The sequence below is a fragment of the Sphingomonas sp. LR60 genome (assembly GCF_036855935.1).
Taxonomy (GTDB): Bacteria; Pseudomonadota; Alphaproteobacteria; order Sphingomonadales; family Sphingomonadaceae; genus Sphingomonas.
Genome location: NZ_JASPFK010000001.1, coordinates 204,509 through 226,330 on the forward strand (window position 1 = coordinate 204,509; position 21,822 = coordinate 226,330).

19 protein-coding genes and 1 pseudogene are annotated in these 21,822 nt (G+C 68.3%); 12 read left to right on the forward strand and 8 right to left on the reverse strand.

From position 1 onward, the window contains the following. Positions 1 to 186: 186 nt before the first annotated feature. Both dprA and plsY read right to left on the reverse strand, forming a co-directional pair. Positions 187 to 1,262: pseudogene (dprA, locus tag QP166_RS00980) on the reverse strand (DNA-processing protein DprA). Further along, positions 1,255 to 1,938: a glycerol-3-phosphate 1-O-acyltransferase PlsY gene (gene plsY, locus QP166_RS00985; RefSeq protein ID WP_333914217.1), complete on the reverse strand. Its 684-nt coding sequence runs from the start codon at positions 1,936 to 1,938 to the stop codon at positions 1,255 to 1,257. Before plsY ends, dprA begins: the two are co-directional and overlap by 8 nt. Positions 1,939 to 1,995: 57 nt before the next feature. Here plsY and murI point away from each other — a divergent pair, with 57 nt between their 5' ends. Next, positions 1,996 to 2,781: a glutamate racemase gene (murI, locus tag QP166_RS00990; RefSeq protein ID WP_333914218.1), complete on the forward strand. Its 786-nt coding sequence runs from the start codon at positions 1,996 to 1,998 to the stop codon at positions 2,779 to 2,781. 104 nt (positions 2,782 to 2,885) lie between these two features. Then, the gene (gene hemA, locus QP166_RS00995; protein WP_333914219.1) at positions 2,886 to 4,130 is read left to right on the forward strand and encodes a 5-aminolevulinate synthase; all 1,245 of its coding nucleotides are present in this window, start codon (positions 2,886 to 2,888) and stop codon (positions 4,128 to 4,130) included. 17 nt (positions 4,131 to 4,147) lie between these two features. Here the strand turns inward: hemA and QP166_RS01000 are convergent, their stop codons facing one another. Genes QP166_RS01000 through QP166_RS01015 form a run of 4 tightly spaced genes read right to left on the reverse strand, consistent with a single transcriptional unit; the run spans position 4,148 to position 8,155 of the window. Then, positions 4,148 to 5,092 carry a M48 family metallopeptidase gene (locus QP166_RS01000; protein ID WP_333914220.1) on the reverse strand — a complete coding sequence of 315 codons (945 nt, stop codon included), beginning with the start codon at positions 5,090 to 5,092 and terminating at the stop codon, positions 4,148 to 4,150. Positions 5,093 to 5,097: 5 nt separating this feature from the next. Further along, a complete protein-coding gene (locus QP166_RS01005) occupies positions 5,098 to 5,961 on the reverse strand; it encodes a sigma 54-interacting transcriptional regulator (RefSeq protein ID WP_333914221.1) in 864 nt (287 codons plus the stop codon). A gap of 17 nt (positions 5,962 to 5,978) precedes the next feature. Next, entirely contained in the window at positions 5,979 to 6,428 is a 450-nt protein-coding gene (locus QP166_RS01010) for a response regulator (RefSeq protein WP_333914222.1), read from the reverse strand. After that, positions 6,425 to 8,155, reverse strand: a complete 1,731-nt coding sequence (locus QP166_RS01015) for a sensor histidine kinase (protein WP_333914223.1) — start codon at positions 8,153 to 8,155, stop codon at positions 6,425 to 6,427. The genes QP166_RS01010 and QP166_RS01015 overlap by 4 nt, the downstream gene beginning before the upstream one ends. A 192-nt stretch (positions 8,156 to 8,347) precedes the next feature. Here QP166_RS01015 and QP166_RS01020 point away from each other — a divergent pair, with 192 nt between their 5' ends. From QP166_RS01020 to pal, 10 genes are all read left to right on the forward strand, one after another. Next, on the forward strand, positions 8,348 to 9,880 hold the full coding sequence (locus tag QP166_RS01020; protein ID WP_333914224.1) for an alginate export family protein: 1,533 nt from the start codon (positions 8,348 to 8,350) through the stop codon (positions 9,878 to 9,880). 16 nt (positions 9,881 to 9,896) lie between these two features. Further along, positions 9,897 to 11,183 carry an MFS transporter gene (locus QP166_RS01025; protein ID WP_333914225.1) on the forward strand — a complete coding sequence of 429 codons (1,287 nt, stop codon included), beginning with the start codon at positions 9,897 to 9,899 and terminating at the stop codon, positions 11,181 to 11,183. 205 nt (positions 11,184 to 11,388) lie between these two features. Beyond that, positions 11,389 to 13,425 carry a M3 family metallopeptidase gene (locus tag QP166_RS01030; protein WP_333914226.1) on the forward strand — a complete coding sequence of 679 codons (2,037 nt, stop codon included), beginning with the start codon at positions 11,389 to 11,391 and terminating at the stop codon, positions 13,423 to 13,425. Further along, positions 13,422 to 13,904 (forward strand): asparaginase domain-containing protein, encoded by a 483-nt coding sequence (locus QP166_RS01035; RefSeq protein ID WP_333914227.1) that lies wholly within the window; start codon positions 13,422 to 13,424, stop codon positions 13,902 to 13,904. Before QP166_RS01030 ends, QP166_RS01035 begins: the two co-directional genes overlap by 4 nt. Continuing rightward, on the forward strand, positions 13,904 to 14,950 hold the full coding sequence (locus QP166_RS01040; RefSeq protein WP_333914228.1) for a PLP-dependent cysteine synthase family protein: 1,047 nt from the start codon (positions 13,904 to 13,906) through the stop codon (positions 14,948 to 14,950). The genes QP166_RS01035 and QP166_RS01040 overlap by 1 nt, the downstream gene beginning before the upstream one ends. A gap of 207 nt (positions 14,951 to 15,157) precedes the next feature. Then, on the forward strand, positions 15,158 to 15,619 hold the full coding sequence (locus tag QP166_RS01045) for a YbgC/FadM family acyl-CoA thioesterase (RefSeq protein WP_333914229.1): 462 nt from the start codon (positions 15,158 to 15,160) through the stop codon (positions 15,617 to 15,619). Further along, positions 15,616 to 16,308 carry a protein TolQ gene (gene tolQ / locus QP166_RS01050; protein ID WP_333914230.1) on the forward strand — a complete coding sequence of 231 codons (693 nt, stop codon included), beginning with the start codon at positions 15,616 to 15,618 and terminating at the stop codon, positions 16,306 to 16,308. Before QP166_RS01045 ends, tolQ begins: the two co-directional genes overlap by 4 nt. Positions 16,309 to 16,354: 46 nt before the next feature. Continuing rightward, positions 16,355 to 16,738, forward strand: a complete 384-nt coding sequence (gene tolR / locus QP166_RS01055; RefSeq protein ID WP_333914231.1) for a protein TolR — start codon at positions 16,355 to 16,357, stop codon at positions 16,736 to 16,738. A 970-nt stretch (positions 16,739 to 17,708) separates the two neighbouring features. After that, the gene (tolB, locus tag QP166_RS01060; protein WP_333917221.1) at positions 17,709 to 19,088 is read left to right on the forward strand and encodes a Tol-Pal system beta propeller repeat protein TolB; all 1,380 of its coding nucleotides are present in this window, start codon (positions 17,709 to 17,711) and stop codon (positions 19,086 to 19,088) included. A 33-nt stretch (positions 19,089 to 19,121) separates the two neighbouring features. Then, positions 19,122 to 19,643, forward strand: coding sequence for a peptidoglycan-associated lipoprotein Pal (pal, locus tag QP166_RS01065; RefSeq protein ID WP_333914232.1), 522 nt, complete (start codon positions 19,122 to 19,124; stop codon positions 19,641 to 19,643). 179 nt (positions 19,644 to 19,822) lie between these two features. On the opposite strand, the gene QP166_RS01070 is transcribed toward pal, so the two are convergent. Both QP166_RS01070 and QP166_RS01075 read right to left on the reverse strand, forming a co-directional pair. Further along, on the reverse strand, positions 19,823 to 21,532 hold the full coding sequence (locus QP166_RS01070) for a long-chain-fatty-acid--CoA ligase (protein WP_333914233.1): 1,710 nt from the start codon (positions 21,530 to 21,532) through the stop codon (positions 19,823 to 19,825). 39 nt (positions 21,533 to 21,571) lie between these two features. Beyond that, complete coding sequence (locus tag QP166_RS01075) at positions 21,572 to 21,799, reverse strand: hypothetical protein (protein WP_333914234.1); 228 nt, start codon at positions 21,797 to 21,799, stop codon at positions 21,572 to 21,574. Positions 21,800 to 21,822 lie beyond the last annotated feature (23 nt).

Consider the following 21,822-nt stretch of genomic DNA (forward strand, 5'->3'; position numbering starts at 1 on the left):
CGTCGCGAGCTTTGCAGGATTCTCAAGGTCGCTTCGATCACATCGTCACCCCGGACCTGCTCCGGGGTCCCCCCATGCCGCAAGATCAACTAGTTGCATGTTCGCGGACGGGTGGATGCCGGAACGTGTCCGGCATGACGGTCATAGCGTGACAGGGGTTTCGACCAGGTTCGGAGCGACAGGCAGTCATGACAGGCTCGCCCGTCCACCCGCGTGACGCTCGAGCCGTCCGGCGAGTTCGAGTTCCAGCAGGACCATCTGCACGACCGCGGGGGCGCAGCCGGATTGGCGGACCAGTTCGTCGACCGCCACCGGAACCGGGCCGAGCAACGAGGCGACCCGCGCGCGCTCGGCGTCGCTGGCGTCCTCCGGCGGTGGCGCCCCCATGTCGGCGCGTGCGCGCGGACCGCGGCGCGGGCGTCGATCGGGCGTAGTTGTTCGAGGACGTCGGCGGCGTTCTGGATCAAGGTCGCGCCCTCGCGTATCAGCGCGTTGCAGCCTTGCGCACGGGGATCGGAGGGATGGCCGGGCACCGCCATCACCTCGCGCCCCTGCTCGCCCGCCAGCCGCGCGGTGATGAGCGAGCCCGATTTCGGCGCGGCCTCCACCACCACCGTGCCGAGCGCTAGCCCGGCAATGATACGGTTCCGGTGCGGGAAGTGGCGCGCGCGGGGCTCGGTGCCGGGCGGCATCTCGGCGACCAGCAGCGCGTGAGTGGCGATCCGCTCCTGAAGCGCTTCGTTTTCGGGCGGATAGATGATGTCGATCCCGCCCGCGATCACCGCGATCGTCGCGGCGCCCGCGCCGTCATGGGCGGCGGTGTCGATCCCGCGCGCAAGCCCGGAGACGACACTGGCGCCCTCCGCGGCCAGTTCCTGCGCCAGCCCGCGAGCGAAGCGGCACGCCGCCGCCGAGGCGTTGCGCGCACCGACCAACGCCACCGGCGTGCGCCGCACCAGCGAGAGGTCGCCGCGCACCGTCAGCACCGCGGGAGCATTGTCGATCTCGGCGAGCAGCGCGGGGTAGTCCGGATCGCCGAGGAACAGCAGCCGCGCGCCGAGCCGGTCGACCAACTGCCGCTCCCGCTCGACCGCGGCGATCGACGGCGGGGCCGGGATGCGTCCGCCGCCACGGCGCGCGAGATCGGGCAAGGCGTCGAGCGCCGCCGCCGCGGTGCCGAACCGCGCCAGCAATTGTCGGTAACTGACCGGCCCGATCGACGGCGTGCGGATCAACCGCAGCCGTGCAATCGTGTCATCCACCGGTGTCTCCGGCCACTTCGCCGTCCGCGGGCGTGCTCTTCGAACCGCCGACGCGCGGCTCGGTCCCGTCGACCAGCCGCGCGATGTTGGCACGGTGCTTCCACAGCACGATCGCCGCCAGCGCCATCAGCAGCGGCACCAGATCGAAGTCGCCGAGGATCGCGGCGGTCACCGGCGTGCTGATCGCCGCCGCCATCCCCGCCAGCGACGAGATGCGCGTGATTGCGAGCAGCCCGAGCCAGAGGATCGCGAACACCAGCCCGAGCGGCCAGCCGAGGCCGAGCGCGACCCCCATCAACGTCGCGACGCCCTTGCCGCCGCGGAACCGCAGCCACACCGGATAGCAATGCCCGATCAGCGCACCCGCCGCGGCAAGCGGTTGCTCGCCGGGCCACAGCCATGCGACCAGCAGCACCGCGCCGAGCCCCTTGGCGAGATCGAGCAGCAATGTCGCCGCCGCCAGTCCCTTGCGCCCGGTGCGGAGCACGTTGGTGGCGCCGATATTGCCCGAGCCGATCTGGCGCAGGTCGCCAGCGCCCGTCATCCGCGTCAGTATGACGCCGAACGGGATCGAGCCGAGCACATAGCCGATCAGCAAGGCCGCCACGGGCGCTATCCAGATGATCTCGGTCGGCAGTGTTCGATCCCCCTCGAGCGCGATCTTTAGCCGAAACATTTCGGGTACGCCACCGGCAGCGTTGCCCTGCGCGGTCGATCAAGACTAGACGGCGATGTGACCGATAACGCACCGATCCTGTTCTTCGACTCCGGCGTCGGCGGCCTGTCGGTGGTGGCGCCGACGCGCGTGCTGCTGCCGCAAGCGCCGATCGTCTACGCCGCCGATTCGGCCGGCTTCCCGTACGGCACGCGCAGCGAAGCGGAGATCGCCGCGCGGGTGCCGGCGCTGCTGGGGCGGCTGGTCGAGCGCTATCGGCCGCGGCTGGTGGTGATCGCGTGCAATACCGCATCGACGATCGCGCTGGCGGCGGTGCGCGCCGCTCTCGATGTCGCGGTGGTCGGCACCGTGCCCGCGATCAAGCCGGCGGCGGCGATGAGCCGGTCGCGGGTGATCGGGGTGCTCGGCACCGCGGCGACGGTGCGCCAGCCGTATGTCGACGACCTGACGGCACGGTTCGCGAGCGATTGCACGGTCTTGCGTTATGGCTCGGCGGCGCTGGTCGAGATCGCGGAGGCGAAGCTGGCGGGGGCTGCGCCCGACCCGGCGGCGCTGGCGCGCGAGCTGGACGGGCTTTTCGCGCAGCCCGGCGGGGCGAAGATCGACGTGATCGTCAATGCCTGCACCCATTTCCCATTGCTGGAGCCGGAGATGGCGGCGCTGGTGCCGGCAGGCGTGCGCTTCGTCGATGGCGGCCCGGGGATCGCGCGGCGGATCGTGCATCTCACCGACGGGCAGACGTGGCCGGCGCGGGCGGAGGATGTGCTGGTGTTCACGCGGCTCGGCGAGGCCGAGCGGCGGCTGGCCACCGCGCTGGATTTCGCGCGCGTCGAGGCGTTGTAGACGGGGAGGCGGTGGGGGTAGGGCAATTTGTCCACCCTTTTCGATCATAGAGAGTGCGGTTCTGCGCTGGCCATCGCCGGTCTGAGGGAGTAATCGCGGGCACCATGAAGACGGAGAGCATCGAAGCGCGCGGCGTCGATTATTCGCGCGTATTCACTCAGGCGATCGACCGGCTTCATGCCGAAGGTCGATATCGCGTGTTCATCGACATCCTGCGCAACAAGGGCATGTTCCCCAATGCGCGATGCTTCGCCGGGCATAACGGGCCGAAGCCGATCACCGTCTGGTGCTCCAACGACTATCTCGCGATGGGCCAGCATCCCAAGGTGATCGCGGCCATGGAGGAGGCGCTGCACGACGTCGGCGCGGGCTCGGGCGGCACGCGCAACATCGGCGGCAACACGCATTATCACGTTGACCTCGAAACCGAGCTGGCCGATCTGCACGGCAAGCAGGCGGCGTTGCTGTTCACCTCCGGCTATGTTTCGAACGAGGCGACGCTGTCGACGCTCGCCAAGGTGCTGCCGGGCTGCATCATCTATTCGGACGAGCTGAACCACGCGTCGATGATCGCGGGGATCCGCAATTCCGGGTGCGAGAAGCGCGTGTTCCGGCACAACGACCTCGCACATCTCGAGGAATTGCTGGCCGCCGACGATTCGGCCGCGCCAAAGCTGATCGCGTTCGAGAGCGTCTATTCGATGGAAGGCGACATCGCCCCGATCGCGGCGATCTGCGACCTGGCGGACAAGTATAATGCGCTGACCTATCTCGACGAGGTCCATGCGGTCGGCATGTACGGCCCGCGCGGCGGCGGCATCTCGGAGCGCGACGGGGTCGCTCACCGGCTGACGATCATCGAAGGGACGTTGGGCAAGGCGTTCGGGGTGATGGGCGGGTATATCGCGGCGGATCGTACGATCGTCGACGTGATCCGCTCCTATGCGCCGGGGTTCATCTTCACGACCTCGTTGTCGCCGGTGCTGGTCGCGGGCGTGCTGGCGAGCGTGCGGCACCTCAAGCAATCGAGCGCCGAGCGCGACGGCCAGCAGGCGGCGGCGGCGACGCTGAAGGCGATGCTGCGCGATGCAGGGTTGCCGGTGATGGCAGGCGAGACGCATATCGTGCCGGTGATGGTCGGCGACCCGGTGAAGGCCAAGAAGATCAGCGACATCCTGCTCGCCGAATATGGCGTGTACGTGCAGCCGATCAATTATCCGACCGTGCCGCGCGGGGCCGAGCGGCTGCGCTTCACGCCGGGACCCGCGCATAGCGAGGCGATGATGCGCGAGCTGGTTGGGGCACTGGTCGAGATCTGGGACCGGCTGGAGTTGCGCGCGGCGGCGTGAGCGTTGGCGGCGACGGGCTAGTTCAAGCCCTCATCCCGCCTTGCCAGCAGCGGTGGAAAATACGGTGTCGGCGCATCTGCCGGCATCGTCGCCAGTTCCCGCTCGATCGCCGCTGCGCGGTCCTTTGCCGAGGGGTGGGTGCGGCTGTGGAACATGCCGCCGTCGATCTTGCTGCCATATTCGCGCCAGAAGCGGACCGCGAGTTGCGGGTCCCAGCCGGCGTTGCGGAGCAGGTAGGCGCCGAGCAGGTCGGCTTCGGTTTCGGTCTGGCGGAACAGCCGCGCGTTGCGGCCGAATTCGGAGAGCAGCCCCCATTTGACCCCCGCCGCCTCCAGCCGGACACGGTGGCGCAGGATCGCATGCGCCAGTTCGTGCGCGACGACGACCGCGATCTGGTCGTCGCCGAAGCGCTCGAACAATGCGCCGCCGACCTGCACGACATGGCCGTCTGAGGAGGCGCCGAGCTTGGCACCGGTCAGCACCTCGAACTCGACGCGGCAGCCGGCGCGCGGCTGGACCGTGACCGCGTGCGCCGCACCGTCGCGGCGCAACGTCAGCGCGATCGGGGCGGCGATCGGCAGCGCCGCGATCCGCGCCTGTGCGGCGTCGCGAGTCGCGCTGGTCAGCGCGTCGCCGGTGGTCGCCGGCGGAAGCGGCTGCGCGTCGATCGCGGTGATGCCGTCGTTGGCGAGCACCCCGGCCTGCGCGGCGGGTGCGCCCGGTACGATCAACTCGACCGCGACTGGCGCGGCAAAGGCGCTCCGCAAGTCAGCCGGATATTGATCGGCGGCGTGGAGCGTCGCGCCGATCACCGGCTGTTGCTCGCGACACAAAGGCGCATTGGCGGTGGTCAGCCGCCACGCGATCGCGGCGAGCCGCTGGTCTACTTCGAGCAGACTCGGCGCGGCGGCGGCGGGCAGCGCGACGAGCGCCAGCAGAATGGCCAGGAAACGGGACAACATACGCATTACTCGGGCTGACGGGCGGTCGGGCGAAAGGCGGCCGGCTCGATGCCGTGGCGCTGCATCCGGTCGTACAGGCTGCGGCGCGGCAACTGCAACTCCGCCGCCGCGGCACCGACATCGCCGCGCACGCGCTCCAGCGTGGCGCGGATCGCCGCCGCTTCGAAACGGTCGACGCGCTCCGACAAGGGAAGCTGGTCGGCGGGTTGTGCTGCATCACCATCGATCCCGAGCACGACCCGCGCGGCGAAGTTGCGCAACTCGCGAACATTGCCCGCCCAATCGTCGCTGACCAGCCGCGCCTCGACCGCGGCGTCGATCATCGGCCGCTCGCGCCCGAAACGCTCGGCCGCTTCGCCGAGGAAGTAGGCGAACAGCAACGGCACGTCGGCGCGACGCTCGCGCAACGGCGGAATGCGCAGGCGCACGGTTTCCAGCCGGTAGAGAAGGTCGGCGCGGAAGCGACCCTGCGTGACGGCGGCGGACAGATCGGTCTTAGCCGCGGCGACGACGCGCAGGTTGACGACGCGCGGCGCGGCACCCGGCTGCGGCAATTCGCGCTCCTCGACGACGCGCAGCAACTTGCCCTGCAACGCCGGCGACATGCTGTCGATCTCGTCGAGGAACAGCGTCCCGCGATCGGCGTCGGCGATCCGCCCGGCCTGCGTGCGATTGCCGAACAGCGCCTCGTCGGCGATGGCATCGGGCAGCGCCGCGCAATCGACCGCCACGAACTGCCGCGAGCGACGGTGGCTCCAGCGGTGGAGCAGCAGCGCGACCAGTTCCTTGCCGGTGCCGGTCTCGCCCTCGATCAGCACGTCGACGTCGACATCGGCCAATTGCCGGATCGTCTCGCGCAGCCGCACCATCGCCGGCGTCTCGCCGATCAGCGGATAGTGCGTTTCGGCATCGGCAGCAGCGACACGCAGCCGGCGGTTTTCAGCACCAGCCGCCGCACGTCGAGCGCGCGGCGGACGCTGGCGATCAGATGGTCGGCGGCGAACGGCTTGGCGATGAAGTCCCACGCGCCCTTCTTGAGCGCGGCGACCGCGGTGGCGATATCGCCGTGCCCGGTCATCAGGATGACGGGCAATTCGGGGTCGCGAGCCGCGACCGCCTCGGCGAGCGCGTGGCCGTCCATGCGCGGCATCCGAATGTCGCTGACGACGACACCGGGGAAATCGGCGCCGAGCTGAGTCAACGCGGCGCGCGCATCGGCGAACGGTTCGACGTCGATCCCGGCAATCGCGAAACTGTCGGCCAGCGCGGTCCGCAGCCCGTCGTCATCGTCGATCAGCAGCACGCGTAGCGCGCCGGTCGGGGAGGGCTCGCTCATGCGCGCTTCACCGACGCCATGAACGCCGCCCCGCCCAACGGCGACGCGACGATCCGCAACGCGCCGTCGAACTGCGCCATGATGTCGCGCGCGATGCCCAGCCCGAGGCCGAGCCCGTCGGGCTTGCCGGTGACGAAGGGGCTGAACACCTCCTCGCCAAGCGCCGGGTCGATCCCGCTGCCGTTATCGGCCACGATCAGGTCCACGCATTTCTCCCGTTCCTCCACCCGCACGGCAATGCGCGGATCGTCGCGCCCGGCCACCGCATCGACCGCATTGTTGAGCAGGTTGACGAGCACCTGCTCCAGCCGGACCCGCCCGGCGATCACCGACGGCTGGTCGCGGGCGGGCCAGTCGACCGCGACGTTCGCGCCGCGCAGCCGGTCGCCGACCAGCAGCAAGGTGCCGTCGAGCACCTCGTCGAGCGCGACCGGCTCGATCCGCCCGCTGCCGCGGCGCGCGAAGCGGCGCATCTCCTGCGTGATCGAGCCGATCCGGGCGGTCAGCGCCACGGCACTTTCCAGCGTCGCGCGGACGCGATCGTTTCGTCCGGCGGCGAGATGGTGTTGCGCGTTCTCGGCGAGCGTGCGGATCGTCGCCACCGGCTGATTGATTTCATGCGCCAGCCCCGCGGTGATCGATCCCAGCGACGCGAGGCGATTGGCCTGCGCCAGTTCCTCGCGTGCGGCGCGGAAGCGCTGGTCGGCGTCGGCGCGCCGTTCCATCTCGGCGCTCAATTCGGCGGTGCGTTCGCTGACGGCGGCCTGCAATTGCGCGCGTACCCGCGCCGCGCGCGCCAGCCGGGTCGTCCGCCACACCAGCAACCCGGTCAGCAACAACAGCACGAGCGCGAAGGTGGCGGTCGCGAGGCGGGCCAGCGCCGCGGCGTCGCGCAGCGCGCGCGCGATCGGGACGACGCGGACGAGCTGCCAGCCGGGCACGTCCAGCGCGGTGGCGACCGTCAATTGCCTTGGATCGGCACCGGGGCGCAGATGCGTCGGCGGCAGCGGTTCGTCACCGAACTGCCCGCTGGCGCGGATCGCGGCGCGGGTGGCGGGTGAAAGCGGCCGGAGCGTGCGCAGCACCTCGCGCGGGTCGGTGGTCGCGAGCACGATGCCATCGCGGTTGACCAGCAACGTCGTGCCGGGATCGTTACGCCAGACGCGCGTCACCGCGTCGAACTCGACCTTGACCACCACCGCACCGGCCGCACGGCCCGCAGCGTCGATGCGGCGACTGAGGAACAGTCCTGGCCGCCCGCTGACGTTGCCCAGCGCGAAATACTCGGCGCTGCCGTCGCGCATCGCCAGCCGGTAATAAGGGCGGAAGCGATAGACGTGGCCGACGAAGCTGTCGGGCGAGGCGGCGTTCGAGGCCGCCACCGTCATCCCGCGCGCATCGATCACATAAATCACCGCGGCGCCGGTGCGCTGCGCGAGCGGGGCGAGCTTTCGATCGAGCCGCCGGGCCGCGCCGGCACCGTTCCCGCCGGCGAGCGCGTCACGCAAGTCGCTGTATTCGCTGAGGACGATCGGGAGCAGTCGATATTTGTCTAGTTCGCTGTCGAGCAGCCGCGCCTGCTGACGCGCGGTCGCGAGCGCCGCCGCATGCGCATCGGACCGCGCGCGGCCGGCGCTCCACGACGAGACGGCGAAATAGAAGAGCGTCGTCGACGCGATGAGCGCCGCCGCCACGACCAGCCGCAAGGAAAGACGCGCGGGCGACATGCGTGCAGGATATTGCAACGGCGGTGGTGAAGTCACGCGGGTTCTCGCGAGCGCGGCCCTGATCTACCGCAAGGTTGCCAAAAAGTTACGAGTGTTTTCATGTTTTTAGCATACCGCGCCGCTGATTTTTGCGATCGTGCCTGTGCACGTCATGCTGTGCACAAGCCGAGGAACACGGCGAGAGAGGACCGAATGTACAGCATTTCCAATGGCGCACAGGCGAAGGTGACGCGTGGGGCAGCCATTCGCGGGCTCCTGATCGGCGCGTCGGCGCTGGTCGCGACCCCTGCACTCGCCGATCCCGCCGCCGCTCCGCAGATCACCGGGACGAAGGAAGCGCCCGCGACCCCGTCCGTGGTCGGCTATCCGGCGTTCGGCAACGGCGAGGGCACCGTCTCGGGCAAGTACAACGTCTCGCGTTGGGCCGAGGACTGGAGGTCGATGCGCGATCCGGCGAAACGCGACGATCCGCTCGATCGCCTGAAGTTCCTGCCGCTGACACCGCAGGGCGACGTCTATCTGACGCTCTCGGGTGAGTTCCGCTTCCGTGTTCAGGAAACCACCAACCCCGATCTGCGCGATCGTCCGGCGCAGCGGCAGGACCGCAACCGCGTCTATGTCGGCGCCGACCTGCATCTGGGCGAGCATGTCCGCTTCTACGGCGAGCTGGCCCATGCCGGGGTCAGCGGCGTGAACATCGGAACGCCCGCGGGGAACATCACCAACAAGCTGATGCTGCAGCAGGGTTTCGGTGAAGTCATGGGCCGGATCGGCGGTGCCGAGGTCGGCGTGCGTGGCGGGCGGCAGGAGTTTTCGGATGGGCCGAACCTGCTGACCTCGGTCCGCGACGACCCGACGCTGCACTTCGTGCTCGATGGCGTGCGCGGCTATGTGCGGGGCAAGCGGGTCCGCGCCGACGTGTTCGACCTCCGCTACGTCAATTACGGGCGCGAGGGGTTGAGCGACGACCGAACCGACGGAACGCGGCGGTTCAGCGGCGTGACGTTCGGCTATGCGATCCCCTCCGACTTCCTTGGCACGTCCAAGCTGTTCTTCGACCCGTTCGTCTGGCGGCTGCGCACCCGAGGTGCGGTATGGGGACCGCAGACCGCGCGTGAGGAGCGGATGTTCTACGGCCTGCACCTTTATGGCGACGTAGACCGGGCGACAATCGACTGGACGATCAATCACCAGGGCGGCGACTTCAACGATCGCAAGATCGACGCCTGGCAGGCGTTCCTCGCCCAGACGTGGCGGGTCGGCAAGTCGGCGAGCGCGCCCCGTGTCGGCGTCCATGTCGATTACGGCAGCGGCGGCGGCGGGGCGAGCGGGCAGGGTGATCTGCGTACCGCCAGCGGGCTGTACGGCAACAACATCTATTACAGCTACCAGCTGTTCCTGACCCCGACCAATCTGATCGCGATCTCGCCCAACGTCACGGTGCAGCCGGTCAAGAACCTGCGCGTCACCGGCGAATATACGATGGCCTATCGCCCGAACGAGAACGAGGCGGTGTATCGCGCCTCGGGTGCGGCGTTCGCCAACACGCAGAACGTCGACGGCAAGCATATCGCCGACCTGATCCGGTTGCAGGCGGTGTGGGCACTGACCCCGCGTATCTCGCTGACCGGGCGATACGAGCATATGATGGTCAAGGATGCGCTGGCCAATGCCGGCTACAAGGACTCGGACTTCCTTGCGGGCTGGGTCAGCTTCCGGTTCTAAAAATAGGAGAGGCACGATGGCGGGAACGCCGGATACTGACAATCGACTGAAATCCATTATCGGAGGATCGACCGGCAATCTGGTCGAATGGTTCGATTGGTACGTCTATTCGGCGTTCACGCTCTATTTCGCGCCGCACTTCTTCCCGTCGGGCGACCAGACCGCGCAATTGCTGAGCGCGGCGGCGGTGTTCGCGGTCGGCTTCGTCATGCGCCCGATCGGCGCGTGGATCATGGGCATCTATGCCGACCGCAAGGGGCGCAAGGCCGGGCTGACGCTGTCGGTGACGCTGATGTGCGCGGGCTCGCTGATCATCGCCTGTACGCCGGGTTATGAGACGATCGGGCTTGCCGCGCCCGCGCTGCTGGTGCTCGCGCGGTTGATGCAGGGGTTGTCGGTCGGCGGCGAATATGGCGCGAGCGCGACCTATCTGTCGGAGATGGCGGGGAAGGAGCGGCGCGGTTTCTACTCGGCGTTCCAATATGTCACGCTGATCTCGGGGCAGCTGCTGGCGATCATGGTGCTGTTGATCCTCCAATCCGTGATGCCGCGGACCGAGCTGGAATCATGGGGCTGGCGGATTCCGTTCGTGGTCGGCGCCTTCCTGGCGGTCGTCGTCTTCTACCTGCGCCGTGGACTGGCCGAGACGCAGAGCTTCAAGAATGCCCACGCGAGTGATGCGCCCAAATCGGGGTTCATCGCGTTGTTGAAGAATCATCCGCGTGAGACCGCGCTGGTGATGCTGCTGACCGCCGGGGGTACGCTCGCCTTCTACGCTTACTCGATCTACATGCAGAAGTTCCTGGTCAACACCTCGGGCTTCTCCAAGGAAGTCGCGACGCAGATCAACGCCGTCACGCTGTTCGTCTTCATGCTGCTCCAGCCGCTCGCGGGCGGGCTGTCGGACCGGATCGGGCGCAAGCCGCTGATGGTCGCGTTCGGGGTCGCGGGGGTGTTGTTCACCTATCCGATCTTCTCTGCGCTGGAAGCGACGCGCAGCCCGCTGACCGCCGGGTTGCTGGTGATGGCGTCGCTGATCATCGTCACCGGCTATACGTCGATCAATGCGGTGGTGAAGGCGGAGCTGTTCCCCGCGCACATCCGCGCGCTGGGCGTCGCGCTGCCTTACGCGCTGGCGAACACGTTGTTCGGCGGGACCGCCGAATATGTCGCGCTCAGCTTCAAGAGCCATGGGTGGGAGCAGGGCTTCTACTGGTATGTCACGGTGATGATCGGGATCTCGCTGCTCGTGTATCTGCGGATGCGCGATACCGGACGGAACAGCCTGATCAGCGAGGATTGATCGTCAATCTCCGTTCGTGCCGAGGAGGCATCGAGCGACGTCGAGAGGCCGTCTCGAAGTACGGTTGTCGCGCGTGCCCTTCGAGACGGGGCGTCGACAGGCTCAGCCCCTCCTCAGGGCGAACGGGGGTAGAGAAGGCGGTTGTGGGTAACGGCCGGCGGGCGGGTGGTTCCCCTCGCCGCACCGGATCGCTACATCCGCGCGCATGACCGATACGCTGCTCGACCCGCTCGTCCTCCCCGACTTCGCCGCGCTGACCCCGGAGGCGATCGCCCCGGCGCTCGACGCCGCCATCGCGCGCCATGCCGAGGCGGTCGAGATCGTCACGCGCGACCGTCCGACAAGCTTCGAACAGGCGTGGCTGCCGCTGGAACGTGCCGAGGCGGGGATCGATGCCTTGTGGTCGGCAGTGCCGCACCTGCGCGGGGTCGCGGACACGCCCGAGTTGCGCGCCGCCCACGCCGCCGGGCAGGAGAAGCTGGTCCAGCATTTCATGGCGGTGGCGCAAAACCGCGACCTGTACGACGTGCTGACCGCATTGGAGACGTCGCCCGATTTCGCCGCGCTGCCGCAGGCCGATCGCGTTGCGGTCGAACATGCGATCCGTGACTTCCGGCTCGCGGGTGTCGCGCTCGACGATGCGGAGCGTGAGCGGTTCGCGGCGGTCTCGGTCGAGCTGTCGGCGCTGTCGACCGAGTTCGGCAGCGCAGTGCTGGATGCCACCGACGCCTGGACCTGCCACATCACCGACGAGGTACGACTCGCGGGCATCTCCGCGCCCGACCGGGCGATGTTCGCCGCCGCAGCGCAGGCCAAGGGGCTGGACGGCTGGCTGGTCACGCTCCAGCAGCCGAGCGTCAATGCGGTGCTGACCTTCGCCGAGGATCGCGACCTGCGTGCCGACGTGTACCGCGCTTATGGCACGCGCGCCTCGGATCAGGGACCGAACGTGGGCACGCACGACAATGGCCCGCGGATCGCGCGGATCCTCGCGCTGCGGCGCGAGGCGGCGGCGCTGCTCGGCTTCACCGATCCGGTCGCGCTGTCGCTGGAAACCAAGATGGCGCCGAACGCGGGCGAGGTGCTCGCCTTCCTGCGCGACCTCGGCCAACGCGCGAAGCCGGCGGCGCAGCGCGACCTGGATGCGTTGCGCGCCTTTGCGGCGGACGAGCTGGGGATTGCCGACCTTCAGCCATGGGATGCCGGATTTGCCGCCAACCGTTTGCGGCTGGCCCAATACGCGGTCGATGAGCAGGAGGTGCGTGGCTATTTCCCGGTCGAGCGCGTCACCGCCGGCTGGCAGGCGTTGCTCGGGCAGCTGTTCGGGTTGCGGCTCACGCGGCGCGACGACGTGCCGCTCTATCACCCCGATGCGCATTACTATGACGTCGCCGACGACAGCGGCGAGGTGTTCGCGGGCCTGTATCTCGACCTCCACGCCCGTCCCGGGAAGCGCGGTGGCGCGTGGATGGCGCAGGCCCGGCCGCGGCTGCGCGACGGCAACACGACGCGCGTGCCGGTCGCCTATCTGGTCTGCAATTTCGCACCGAAGGGTGAGGGGCAGCCGTCGCTGCTGAGCCATAGCGATGTCGTGACGTTGCTCCACGAAACCGGGCATTGCCTCCACCATCTGTTCACGCGCGTCGACCGGCCGTCGATCGCCGGGACGAGCGGGTTCGAGTGGGATGCGGTCGAGCTTCCCAGCCAGTTGATGGAGGATTTCGCCTGGGATCGTGCGGTGCTGACCGCGATGTCCGGCCATTATGAGAGCGGCGCGCCGCTGCCGCCCGAATTGTTCGACCGGATGGTCGCGGCGCGACGCTTTCAATCGGGGATGTTCATCGTCCGCCAGCTGGAGTTCGCGCTGTTCGACCTGCTGCTCCACCTCGGCACGATGGGCAGCGATCCGATGGAGGTGATCGAGGCGGTGCGTGACGAAGTGTCGGTGCTGCGCCCGCCCGCATGGCATCGCTTCCCGCACGCGTTCAGCCATATCTTCGCGGGCGGCTATGCCTCTGGCTATTACAGCTATCTGTGGGCGGAGGTGCTGGCGGCCGACGGGTTCGGCAGGTTTGCGGAGAACGGGCTGGTCGATCGCGCGACGGGTACGGCGCTGCGCGAGGAAGTGTTGTCGCGCGGCGCGACGCGCCCGGCGGCGGAGAGCTTCCGCGCCTTCCGCGGGCGTGACGCCGATCCGGTCGCGATGCTGGTCCGGCACGGGTTGCTGGAGGATGCGCAGTGAGCGTGTTGATCCTCACCACCGGCGGGACGATCGACAAGCTCTATTTCGACGCGCTCAGCGAATATCAGATCGGCGACAGCGTGGTCGACCGGTTGCTCAAGACCGCGCGCGTCGCGCTGCCGTTTCGGGTGCAGGAGTTGCTGCGCAAGGACAGCCTGGAACTGACCGACGACGATCGCGCGCAGATCGCGCAGGCGGTGGCGGATGCGCCCGAGCGGCGGATCGTCATCACGCATGGCACCGATACGATGACCGACACCGCGAAGGTGCTGGCGGGCAGGACGGACAAGACGATCGTGCTGGTCGGTGCGCTCGCCCCGGCGCGGTTCGCGGAGAGCGACGCCAGCTTCAACCTGGGCATGGCGTTCGCCACCGCGCAGGTGGCCGCGCCGGGGGTGTGGATCGCGATGAACGGCACGATCTTCGACGGGACGAAGGTGCGCAAGGATCGCTCGATCAACAGCTTCGTGGCGGCATGATGCGCGCCTGGCTGGCGGAGGCGATCCGGCGGATCGAGGCGGATTACAACCGCAGCGCCGACACGCACCTGATCCAGGTCGACCTGCCGCATCATGACGGCATCCAGCTGTACCTGAAGGACGAAAGCAGCCACCCGACCGGCAGCCTGAAGCACCGGCTGGCGCGTTCGCTGTTTCTCTATGCGCTCTGCAACGAATGGATCGGGCCGGATACGTGCGTGATCGAGGCGTCGTCGGGGTCGACCGCGGTCAGCGAAGCGTATTTTGCGAAGATGCTCGGGCTGCGCTTTATTGCTGTTGTGCCAGCGGCGACTGCCGCGCCCAAGCTGGATGCGATCCGCTTCCATGGCGGCGAGATCCATGCGGTCGACGATCCGCGCACCGTCTATGACGTCGCAAACGCCCTCGCGGCGGAGACGGGCGGGCACTACCTCGACCAGTTCACCTATGCCGAGCGTGCGACCGACTGGCGCGGCAACAACAATATCGCCGAGAGCATCTTCGCGCAGATGGCCGAGGAAGAACATCCGGTGCCGTCGTGGATCGTGTGCGGGGCGGGGACCGGCGGTACCTCGGCGACGATCGGGCGCTTCATCCGTTATCGTCGCCACGCGACGCGGCTGTGCGTCGCCGATCCGGTGCACTCGATCTTCCATCGCCATTATGCCGATCGCGCGGCGGTGGCGCTGCCCGAGGGTTGCGCGTCGCGGATCGAAGGGATCGGGCGGCCGCGCGTCGAGCCGAGTTTCGTGCCGGGCGTGATCGACCGGATGATCGCGGTCGAGGACGGTGACAGCATCGGGGCGATGCGGGCTCTGGGGCAGGTGCTGGGGCGGCGCGTCGGCGGGTCGACCGGGACCAACCTGTGGGCGTGCGCGCAGCTGATCGGCGAGATGGCGGCGCGGGGCGAGCGCGGGAGCATCGTGACGCTGCTGTGCGACGGTGGCGATCGTTATGGGTGCACCTATCACGACGAGCGCTGGCTGGCGGAGAGCGGGTTGGCGTGGCAGCGGGCCGAGGCAGAGATTGGGGCGTTGCTGACGTAACGTTCGTAATGACGGCGCCCTTCGTCATTCCCGCGCAGGCGGGAATCCAGAACCTCTGACGTTTCGGCCCTTGCGAGAACCTGCGCGTCTGGATCCCCGCCTTCGCGGGGATGACGATGGCGGCGAAGGCTCGCCCAGGCCCGACCCACATCAACAGTGGGCCATTACCGCTTCCCCGCGCCCGCCCCATCGGTTAACAGCCCTGCCATGACGGCGGTGGATCAACCCGCGCAGGGACGTTTCGAGGGGAGCAGCCACCTCTTCGCACTGCGCGTCTATTTCGAGGATACCGACCTGTCGGGCGTGGTCTATCACGCCAATTACCTGCGCTATCTGGAGCGTGCGCGGTCGGACATGCTGCGCACCGGCGGAATCGATCAGCGCGGGACCTTCGAAAGCGGCGGCGGTGCCTATGCGATCACCGATCTGGCGATCAAATATCGCGCGCCGGCACGGCTCGACGATGCGCTGCTGATCGAGAGCCGCGTGACCAGGATCGGCGCGGCGAGCGTCGTCATTCATCAGAGAGTCAGGCGCGGAGCGGAAATGCTGGCGGACGCCACGGTGACCGCGGCGCTGGTCGGCCCCGACGGGCGCCCGCGTCGTCAACCCGCCGCCTGGGTCGACACATTCCGGCGCCTCGCGTCATTGGGGGAAGAGACACCGTGAATCCGATTTTGCAGACCGAGGCGGCCACGCTGTCGCCGATCGCGCTGTTCATGGAAGCCGATTGGGTGGTCAAGGCCGTGATGCTGGGGCTGTTGCTCGCCAGCATCTGGACCTGGGCGATCATCATCGGCTTCTCGCTGAAGCTGGGCCGCACACGCCAGCGTACCGAGGCGTTCGAGCGCGATTTCTGGAAGGCCGAGGATATCGACGCCTTCTACAAGTCGCAGACGCACACCGATCTGCCCTCCGCACGTGTCCTCAATGCGGGCGTCACGGAATGGCGGCGCTCGACCCACGGTCAGAAGATCGACCGCGAGGGCACCCGTGAGCGGCTTGCCACGGTGATGGGCTCGGCGGTGGCGCGTGAGATCGACCAGCTTTCGGACCGGCTCAACGTGCTGGCGACGGTGGGGTCGGTCGCGCCGTTCGTCGGGCTGTTCGGCACCGTCTGGGGGATCATGCGCAGCTTCACCGCGATCGCCAGCCAGCAGAACACCAGCCTGTCGGTCGTGGCACCCGGTATCGCCGAAGCGCTGTTCGCGACCGCGATCGGCCTGTTCGCGGCGATCCCGGCGGTCATCGCCTACAATCGCTTCAGCCATGCGATTAACCGCATCGAGGCGCGGCTGAACCGCTTCGCCGACGGCTTCCACGCCACGCTGTCGCGGCAGCTCGACGGCGAACGCTGATGGCGATGAACCTGCCTTCCGCGCGGGGAAAGGCCGCCGCGCGCCGATGGCCGATATCAATGTCACGCCGCTGGTCGACGTGATGCTGGTGCTGCTCATCATCTTCATGGTGACGGCGCCGCTGTTGACGCAGGGCGTGCCGGTGAACCTGCCCGACAGCCGCGCCAAGCCGCTGGATCAGGAGCAGCAGCCGACCGAAATCTCGCTCGACGAACAGGGCCGGATCTTCATCGCCAAGGAAGAGGTCGCGCTCGACGCGCTGCCGGCGCGGCTCGCCACGATCGCGGAGAGCGCGAAGGGCAACGAGCCGCCGCAGGTGTTCCTGCGCGCCGATCGCGGGCTGGATTACGGCCGCGTGATGCGCGTGATGGGCGAGCTGAACCGTGCGGGGCTGAACCGCGTCGCACTGGTGACGGTCGGCGAGGAATAAGTGGAGCGCGGTGAGAAGATCGGGCTGGGGCTGGCCGTTGCGGGACACGTCCTGCTGTTCGGCGTGCTGTCGGTCGGGTTCCTCGCCACGCCGAATCCGGTCAAGCTGAAGCAGAACCCGGTCGAGGTCAGCCTCGTCAAGGATGTCGCGCTGGAGGCGGCGGCGCCGCAGCAGACCGAGGCGCCGTCGCAGGCGGTCGCTCCGGACGTCGGCGAGCCCGAGGAAGCGCCGCCCCCCGCCGAGGCGCCGCCGCAGCCCGTTCCCGCTCCGGTCCCCGAACCGGCGCCGCAGCCCGAGCCCAAGCCGGTCGCGAAGCCCGCGCCGCCCAAGCCGGCGCCGCCGAAGCCTGCTCCAAAGCCCGCGCCGGCGCCGAAGCCGGTCCCCAAGCCACAGCCGAAGCCCAAGCCCGTACCGCCCGCGGCGGAGAAGGCGGCGGCCAAGCCCACGCCGAAGAAGCAGGAGAGCGCCGCGGCGTCGAGCAAGTCCTCGGCCGCGCCCGCCGCGTCCAAGGGCAAGGGCAAGACCGAGACCGCCAAGGGTGAGAAGCCGCGCGGCAGCCGGCTGGGCAGCGACTTCCTCAAGGGGCTGACCGCCGAGAAGAGCGACGCCAAGCCCAATGACGCGCCGCCGTCCGCCGCGCGCGTCGACGGCAAGGCGCTGGCGGCGATCCAGCAGGCGATCGCGCGGCAGATCCAGCCGTGCGCCGACCGTCAGGTCGATCCCGGCCCCGGTGCGAACCAGATCGTCACGACGCTCAACCTGCGGCTCAACCGCGACGGTTCGTTGTCCGCGACGCCGACCGTGGTAAGACAAAGCGGCGTCGACGACGACAATCGCCGTTACGCGCGGCGCGTCGTCGACCTGGGGGTTGCGGCATTCAAGGGCTGTTCGCCGTTGAAACTGCCCGCGGAATATTATTCCACCGCCAACGGGGGTGGAGCAACATCAACTATAATTGGAAACTGCGGTGATGCGACTCCGGCTGCTCCTCCTCGCCACGCTCGTCTCCACTCCTGCGCTCGCGCAGCAGGTGCCGCCTCCGGCGACACCGCTTGGCGCCAGCGCGGCACCGGCCGGGCAGACCCCGCCGCCGCTGGAGGTCGACGTCACCGGCGGTATCTCCGCACCGATGCCGATCGCGATCCCGCCGATGCCGACGCAGGCGGTGGTGCAGACCGCGGCTGGTTCGACCGACCAGCTCGGGCGGCAATTGGCGGAGATCGTCAGCAACGATTTGCGCAACTCCGGGCTGTTCACTCCAATGGCGCCCGGCCGGATGCGCGCGATTTCCTTCCCCGAGGTGACGGCGCCGGCCTTCGATTACTGGGGCGGGTCAGGCGCGCAGGCGCTGGTGCAGGGCTATATCCGCGCCAATGGCGACGGCACGCTGACGGTCGGCTGCTATCTGTACGACGTGTCGGCTCAGACGCAGCTGACGCGGCAAGGGTTCGTGGTGCCGCCGTCCGACTGGCGGCGGGCGGGGCATAAATGCGCCGACATGGTCTACACCCGCCTGACCGGCGAGGGCGCGTATTTCGACAGCCGCGTCGTCTATGTCAGCGAAACCGGGCCGAAGGCGAACCGCATCAAGCGGCTGGCGATCATGGACCAGGACGGCGCGAACAGCCGCTTCCTCACCACCGGCTCGTCGATCGTGCTGACCCCGCGCTTCGCGCCGAACCAGCAGTCGATCGTCTACATGAGCTATGTCGGCAAGACCCCGGCGATCTATGTCTACGACCTCGGTTCGGGGCGGCAGCGGCTGGTGGTGCAGAATGTCGCGACCACCTTCGCGCCGCGCTTCTCGCCCGACGGCCGGTATATCCTGTTCTCGATGGCGCAGGCCGGCAACACCGATCTGTACCGCGTCTCCGCCTCGGGCGGCACGCCGCAACGGCTGACCACGTCGCCGGGGATCGACACCGGTGGCAGCTATTCGCCCGACGGATCGAAGATCGTGTTCGAAAGCGATCGATCGGGCGGGCAGCAGCTGTACGTGATGAACGCCGACGGATCGAACCAGCAGCGGATCAGCTTCGGCGGCGGGCGCTACGCCACGCCGGTGTGGAGCCCGCGCGGTGACCTGATCGCGTTCACCAAGATCCAGGGCGCGTTCCGGATCGGCATCATGAGCCCGAGCGGGCAAGGCGAGAAGCTGCTGACCAACAGCTGGCAGGACGAAGGTCCCTCTTGGAGCCCGAACGGCCGTGTGCTGATGTTCTTCCGCCAAGGGCGTGGCAATGCCGGCAAGGCCGACCTGTGGTCGGTCGACCTCACAGGGGTCAACGAACGCCGCGTCCCGACCCCGCTCGACGGATCGGACCCCGCCTGGGGCCCGTTGCGTCCGTAATTTGCACGATCTCGACCATAGAGGAGACACCCGATGGCCCGTCTGACCACCACCCTGCTGATGGCGACCGCGCTGGTCGCGACCGCCGCCTGTTCCAAGAAGCGTCCCGAGGTGCTGCCGCCTGCGCCGGGCGCCGCGCCGACGCAGGGCACGCCGACCGGCCCGGTCGATCCCAACGGCGGCGTCACCCCCGGCTCGGCGGCCGATTTCAAGCGCTCGACGCAGGGCGACACCGTGCTGTTCGGGCTCGATCAATATGACATCGATGGGACCGCGCGCGGCATCCTCGACTCACAGGCCGAGTGGCTGCAGCGCTATCCCAACGTGACGATCACGATCGAAGGCCATGCCGACGAGCGCGGCACCCGCGAATATAATCTCGCGCTGGGCGATCGTCGCGCCAATGCCGCGAAGAACTATCTGGCGGCGCGCGGGATCGCGCCGTCGCGGATCACCACGATCAGCTATGGCAAGGAACGCCCGGTCGCGCTGGGTTCGGACGAGCAGAGCTGGGCACAGAACCGCCGTGCGGTGACGGTGGTCGTCGGGGGGTAAATACCCGGGTTCGAGGAAGAACCAGAGGCGCTGTCGCGTGTGCGGACGCGCCTCTCCCTCTCCCCTCGGGGAGAGGGTCGGGGTGAGGGGTTGAGGTCTCGCAGAGAGGTCGGTCTCGGTGAGACCTCGCCCCTCACCCAACCCTCTCCCCAAGGGTGAGAGGGCTTTAGCGCAGTACCTTAAGCCGCCGTGATCGGCGGGTTCTCCATTTCGGCCTTGATCTCGGCGATCAGGTCCTTGCGGCTCAGTTTGCCGATCATCGTCTTCGGCATGGTCGCGCGGACCACGACGCGGTCGACGCGCTCGTGCTTGCCGAGTTGCGGGTTTAGCCATGCCGCGAGCGCCGCGCCTTCCGCCTCCATATCCTCGTTGAGCGTGACATAGGCGCGCGGCACCTCGCCGCGGTACGGATCGGGCAGCCCGATCACCAGCGCCTCGCGCACCGCCGGGTGATGGTAGAGGATCGCCTCAATCTGGCTCGGGAAGACCTTGAACCCGCCGACCGAGATCATGTCCTTCAGCCGGTCGACGATCGCGATGAAGCCGTCGTCGTCGATCGTCCCGACATCGCCGGTGCGCAGCCATTTGCGCCCCTCCGCATCGATCGCGAAGGTCGTCTCGTCGGCATCGGGGCGGTTCCAATAGCCTGCCATGATCTGCGGCCCTAGCGCGACGATCTCGCCGGGCTGACCCTCTGGCGCGGGGCGCGTCGCATTCTCCTTGTCGACCAGCCGCAGCCGCGTCGCGGGAAGCGGCTGCCCGATCGTGCCGGCCTTTTGCCCGCCCTCATAGGGGTTGGTGGTCAGCACGCCGGTGCTCTCCGACAGGCCATAGCCTTCGATCAGCGTCGAATGCGTCGCCGCTTCCCAGCGCGTCTTCAGCTCGGCATTGAGCGGCGCGCCGCCGGAGATGCAGACGCGCAGCGAGGCGAAATCGGTCTTCGCCAAGCTGGGATGGTCGAGCAGCGCCTGGTACATGGTCGGAACGCCGGGCAAGGAGGTCGGCTTGGTGCGTGTGATCGTCGCCAGCGCCTGTCCGGCGTCGAAGCGCGGCAACAGCACCATCTCGCCACCGGTGACGATCGTGCGATTCATGACGCAGGTATTGGCGAAGACGTGGAACAGCGGCAGCACGCCGAGGATGCGGTCGCCGGCCTCCGGGTGCGGATCGAGCTGCGCGACCTGCCGCGCATTGGCGCTGACGTTGGCGTGGGTGAGCATCGCGCCCTTCGGCACGCCGGTGGTGCCGCCGGTGTACTGGATCAACGCGACATCGCGCTCGGCGTCGATCGCGGGCGGCGGCAGCGCGCCGTCGTTGGCGATCAGCTTCGAGAAGGCGATGACGCGGGGACCGGCGGGGCGCGGGATGGTCTCGGCGCGCTTGAACAGGCGATAGGCGATCGACTTGGCAGGGGGCAAAACGCCCGCGACCGATCCGACCACCAGCCGTTCGAGCCCGCTTTTCTCCAGTACCTTCAGCGCGGTAGGCAATAACGCGCTGGCCGAGATCGTGAACAGCACGCGCGTGCCCGAATCCTCGACCTGATGGCACAGTTCCTCGACCGAATAGAGCGGCGAGAAATTGACCACGGTCGCGCCGAGCCGCAGCGCGCCGTGATAGGCGGCGAGGTAATGCGGGACGTTGGGAAGGAACAGGCCGACCCGGTCGCCCTTGCCATAGCCGAGCGCTGCGAGGCCGGTAGCGACGCGCCGCACGCCATCCGCGAGTTCGGCATAGCTATAATGGCGGCCGAGGAAATCGATCGCGCGACGATCGGCATGGCGGGCCGCGGAAGCGTCGAACAACGCCGGCATCGACAGCGGCGGGTAATCGGAATCCCAGGACACGGGATGGCGATAGGCGGTGCGCCAGGCATGCTCTCCAGTCATTGACACGACTGTAAGCAACAAACCGAGGCGCGCAAGCGGTCAGCGTTGCAAGAGCGTCCCGATCAGGGTGGCGGCCTGTCCAACCCCCGCAATCGCCAGCGCGACGGGCGGTGCGAAGTCGGCATCGACCTGCGCGGTCAGCCGGTCGTCGACGGAGATCGAGAGTGTCCCGATCACCGGGGTGCGATGACCGGCGCAGACCAGCATCAGCGCACCCAAGGCGATGACAGCGGCGCGACGGCGACGATAATCGGGTGGTTGCGGCATGATGGCGTCCCTCTCCAAAAACC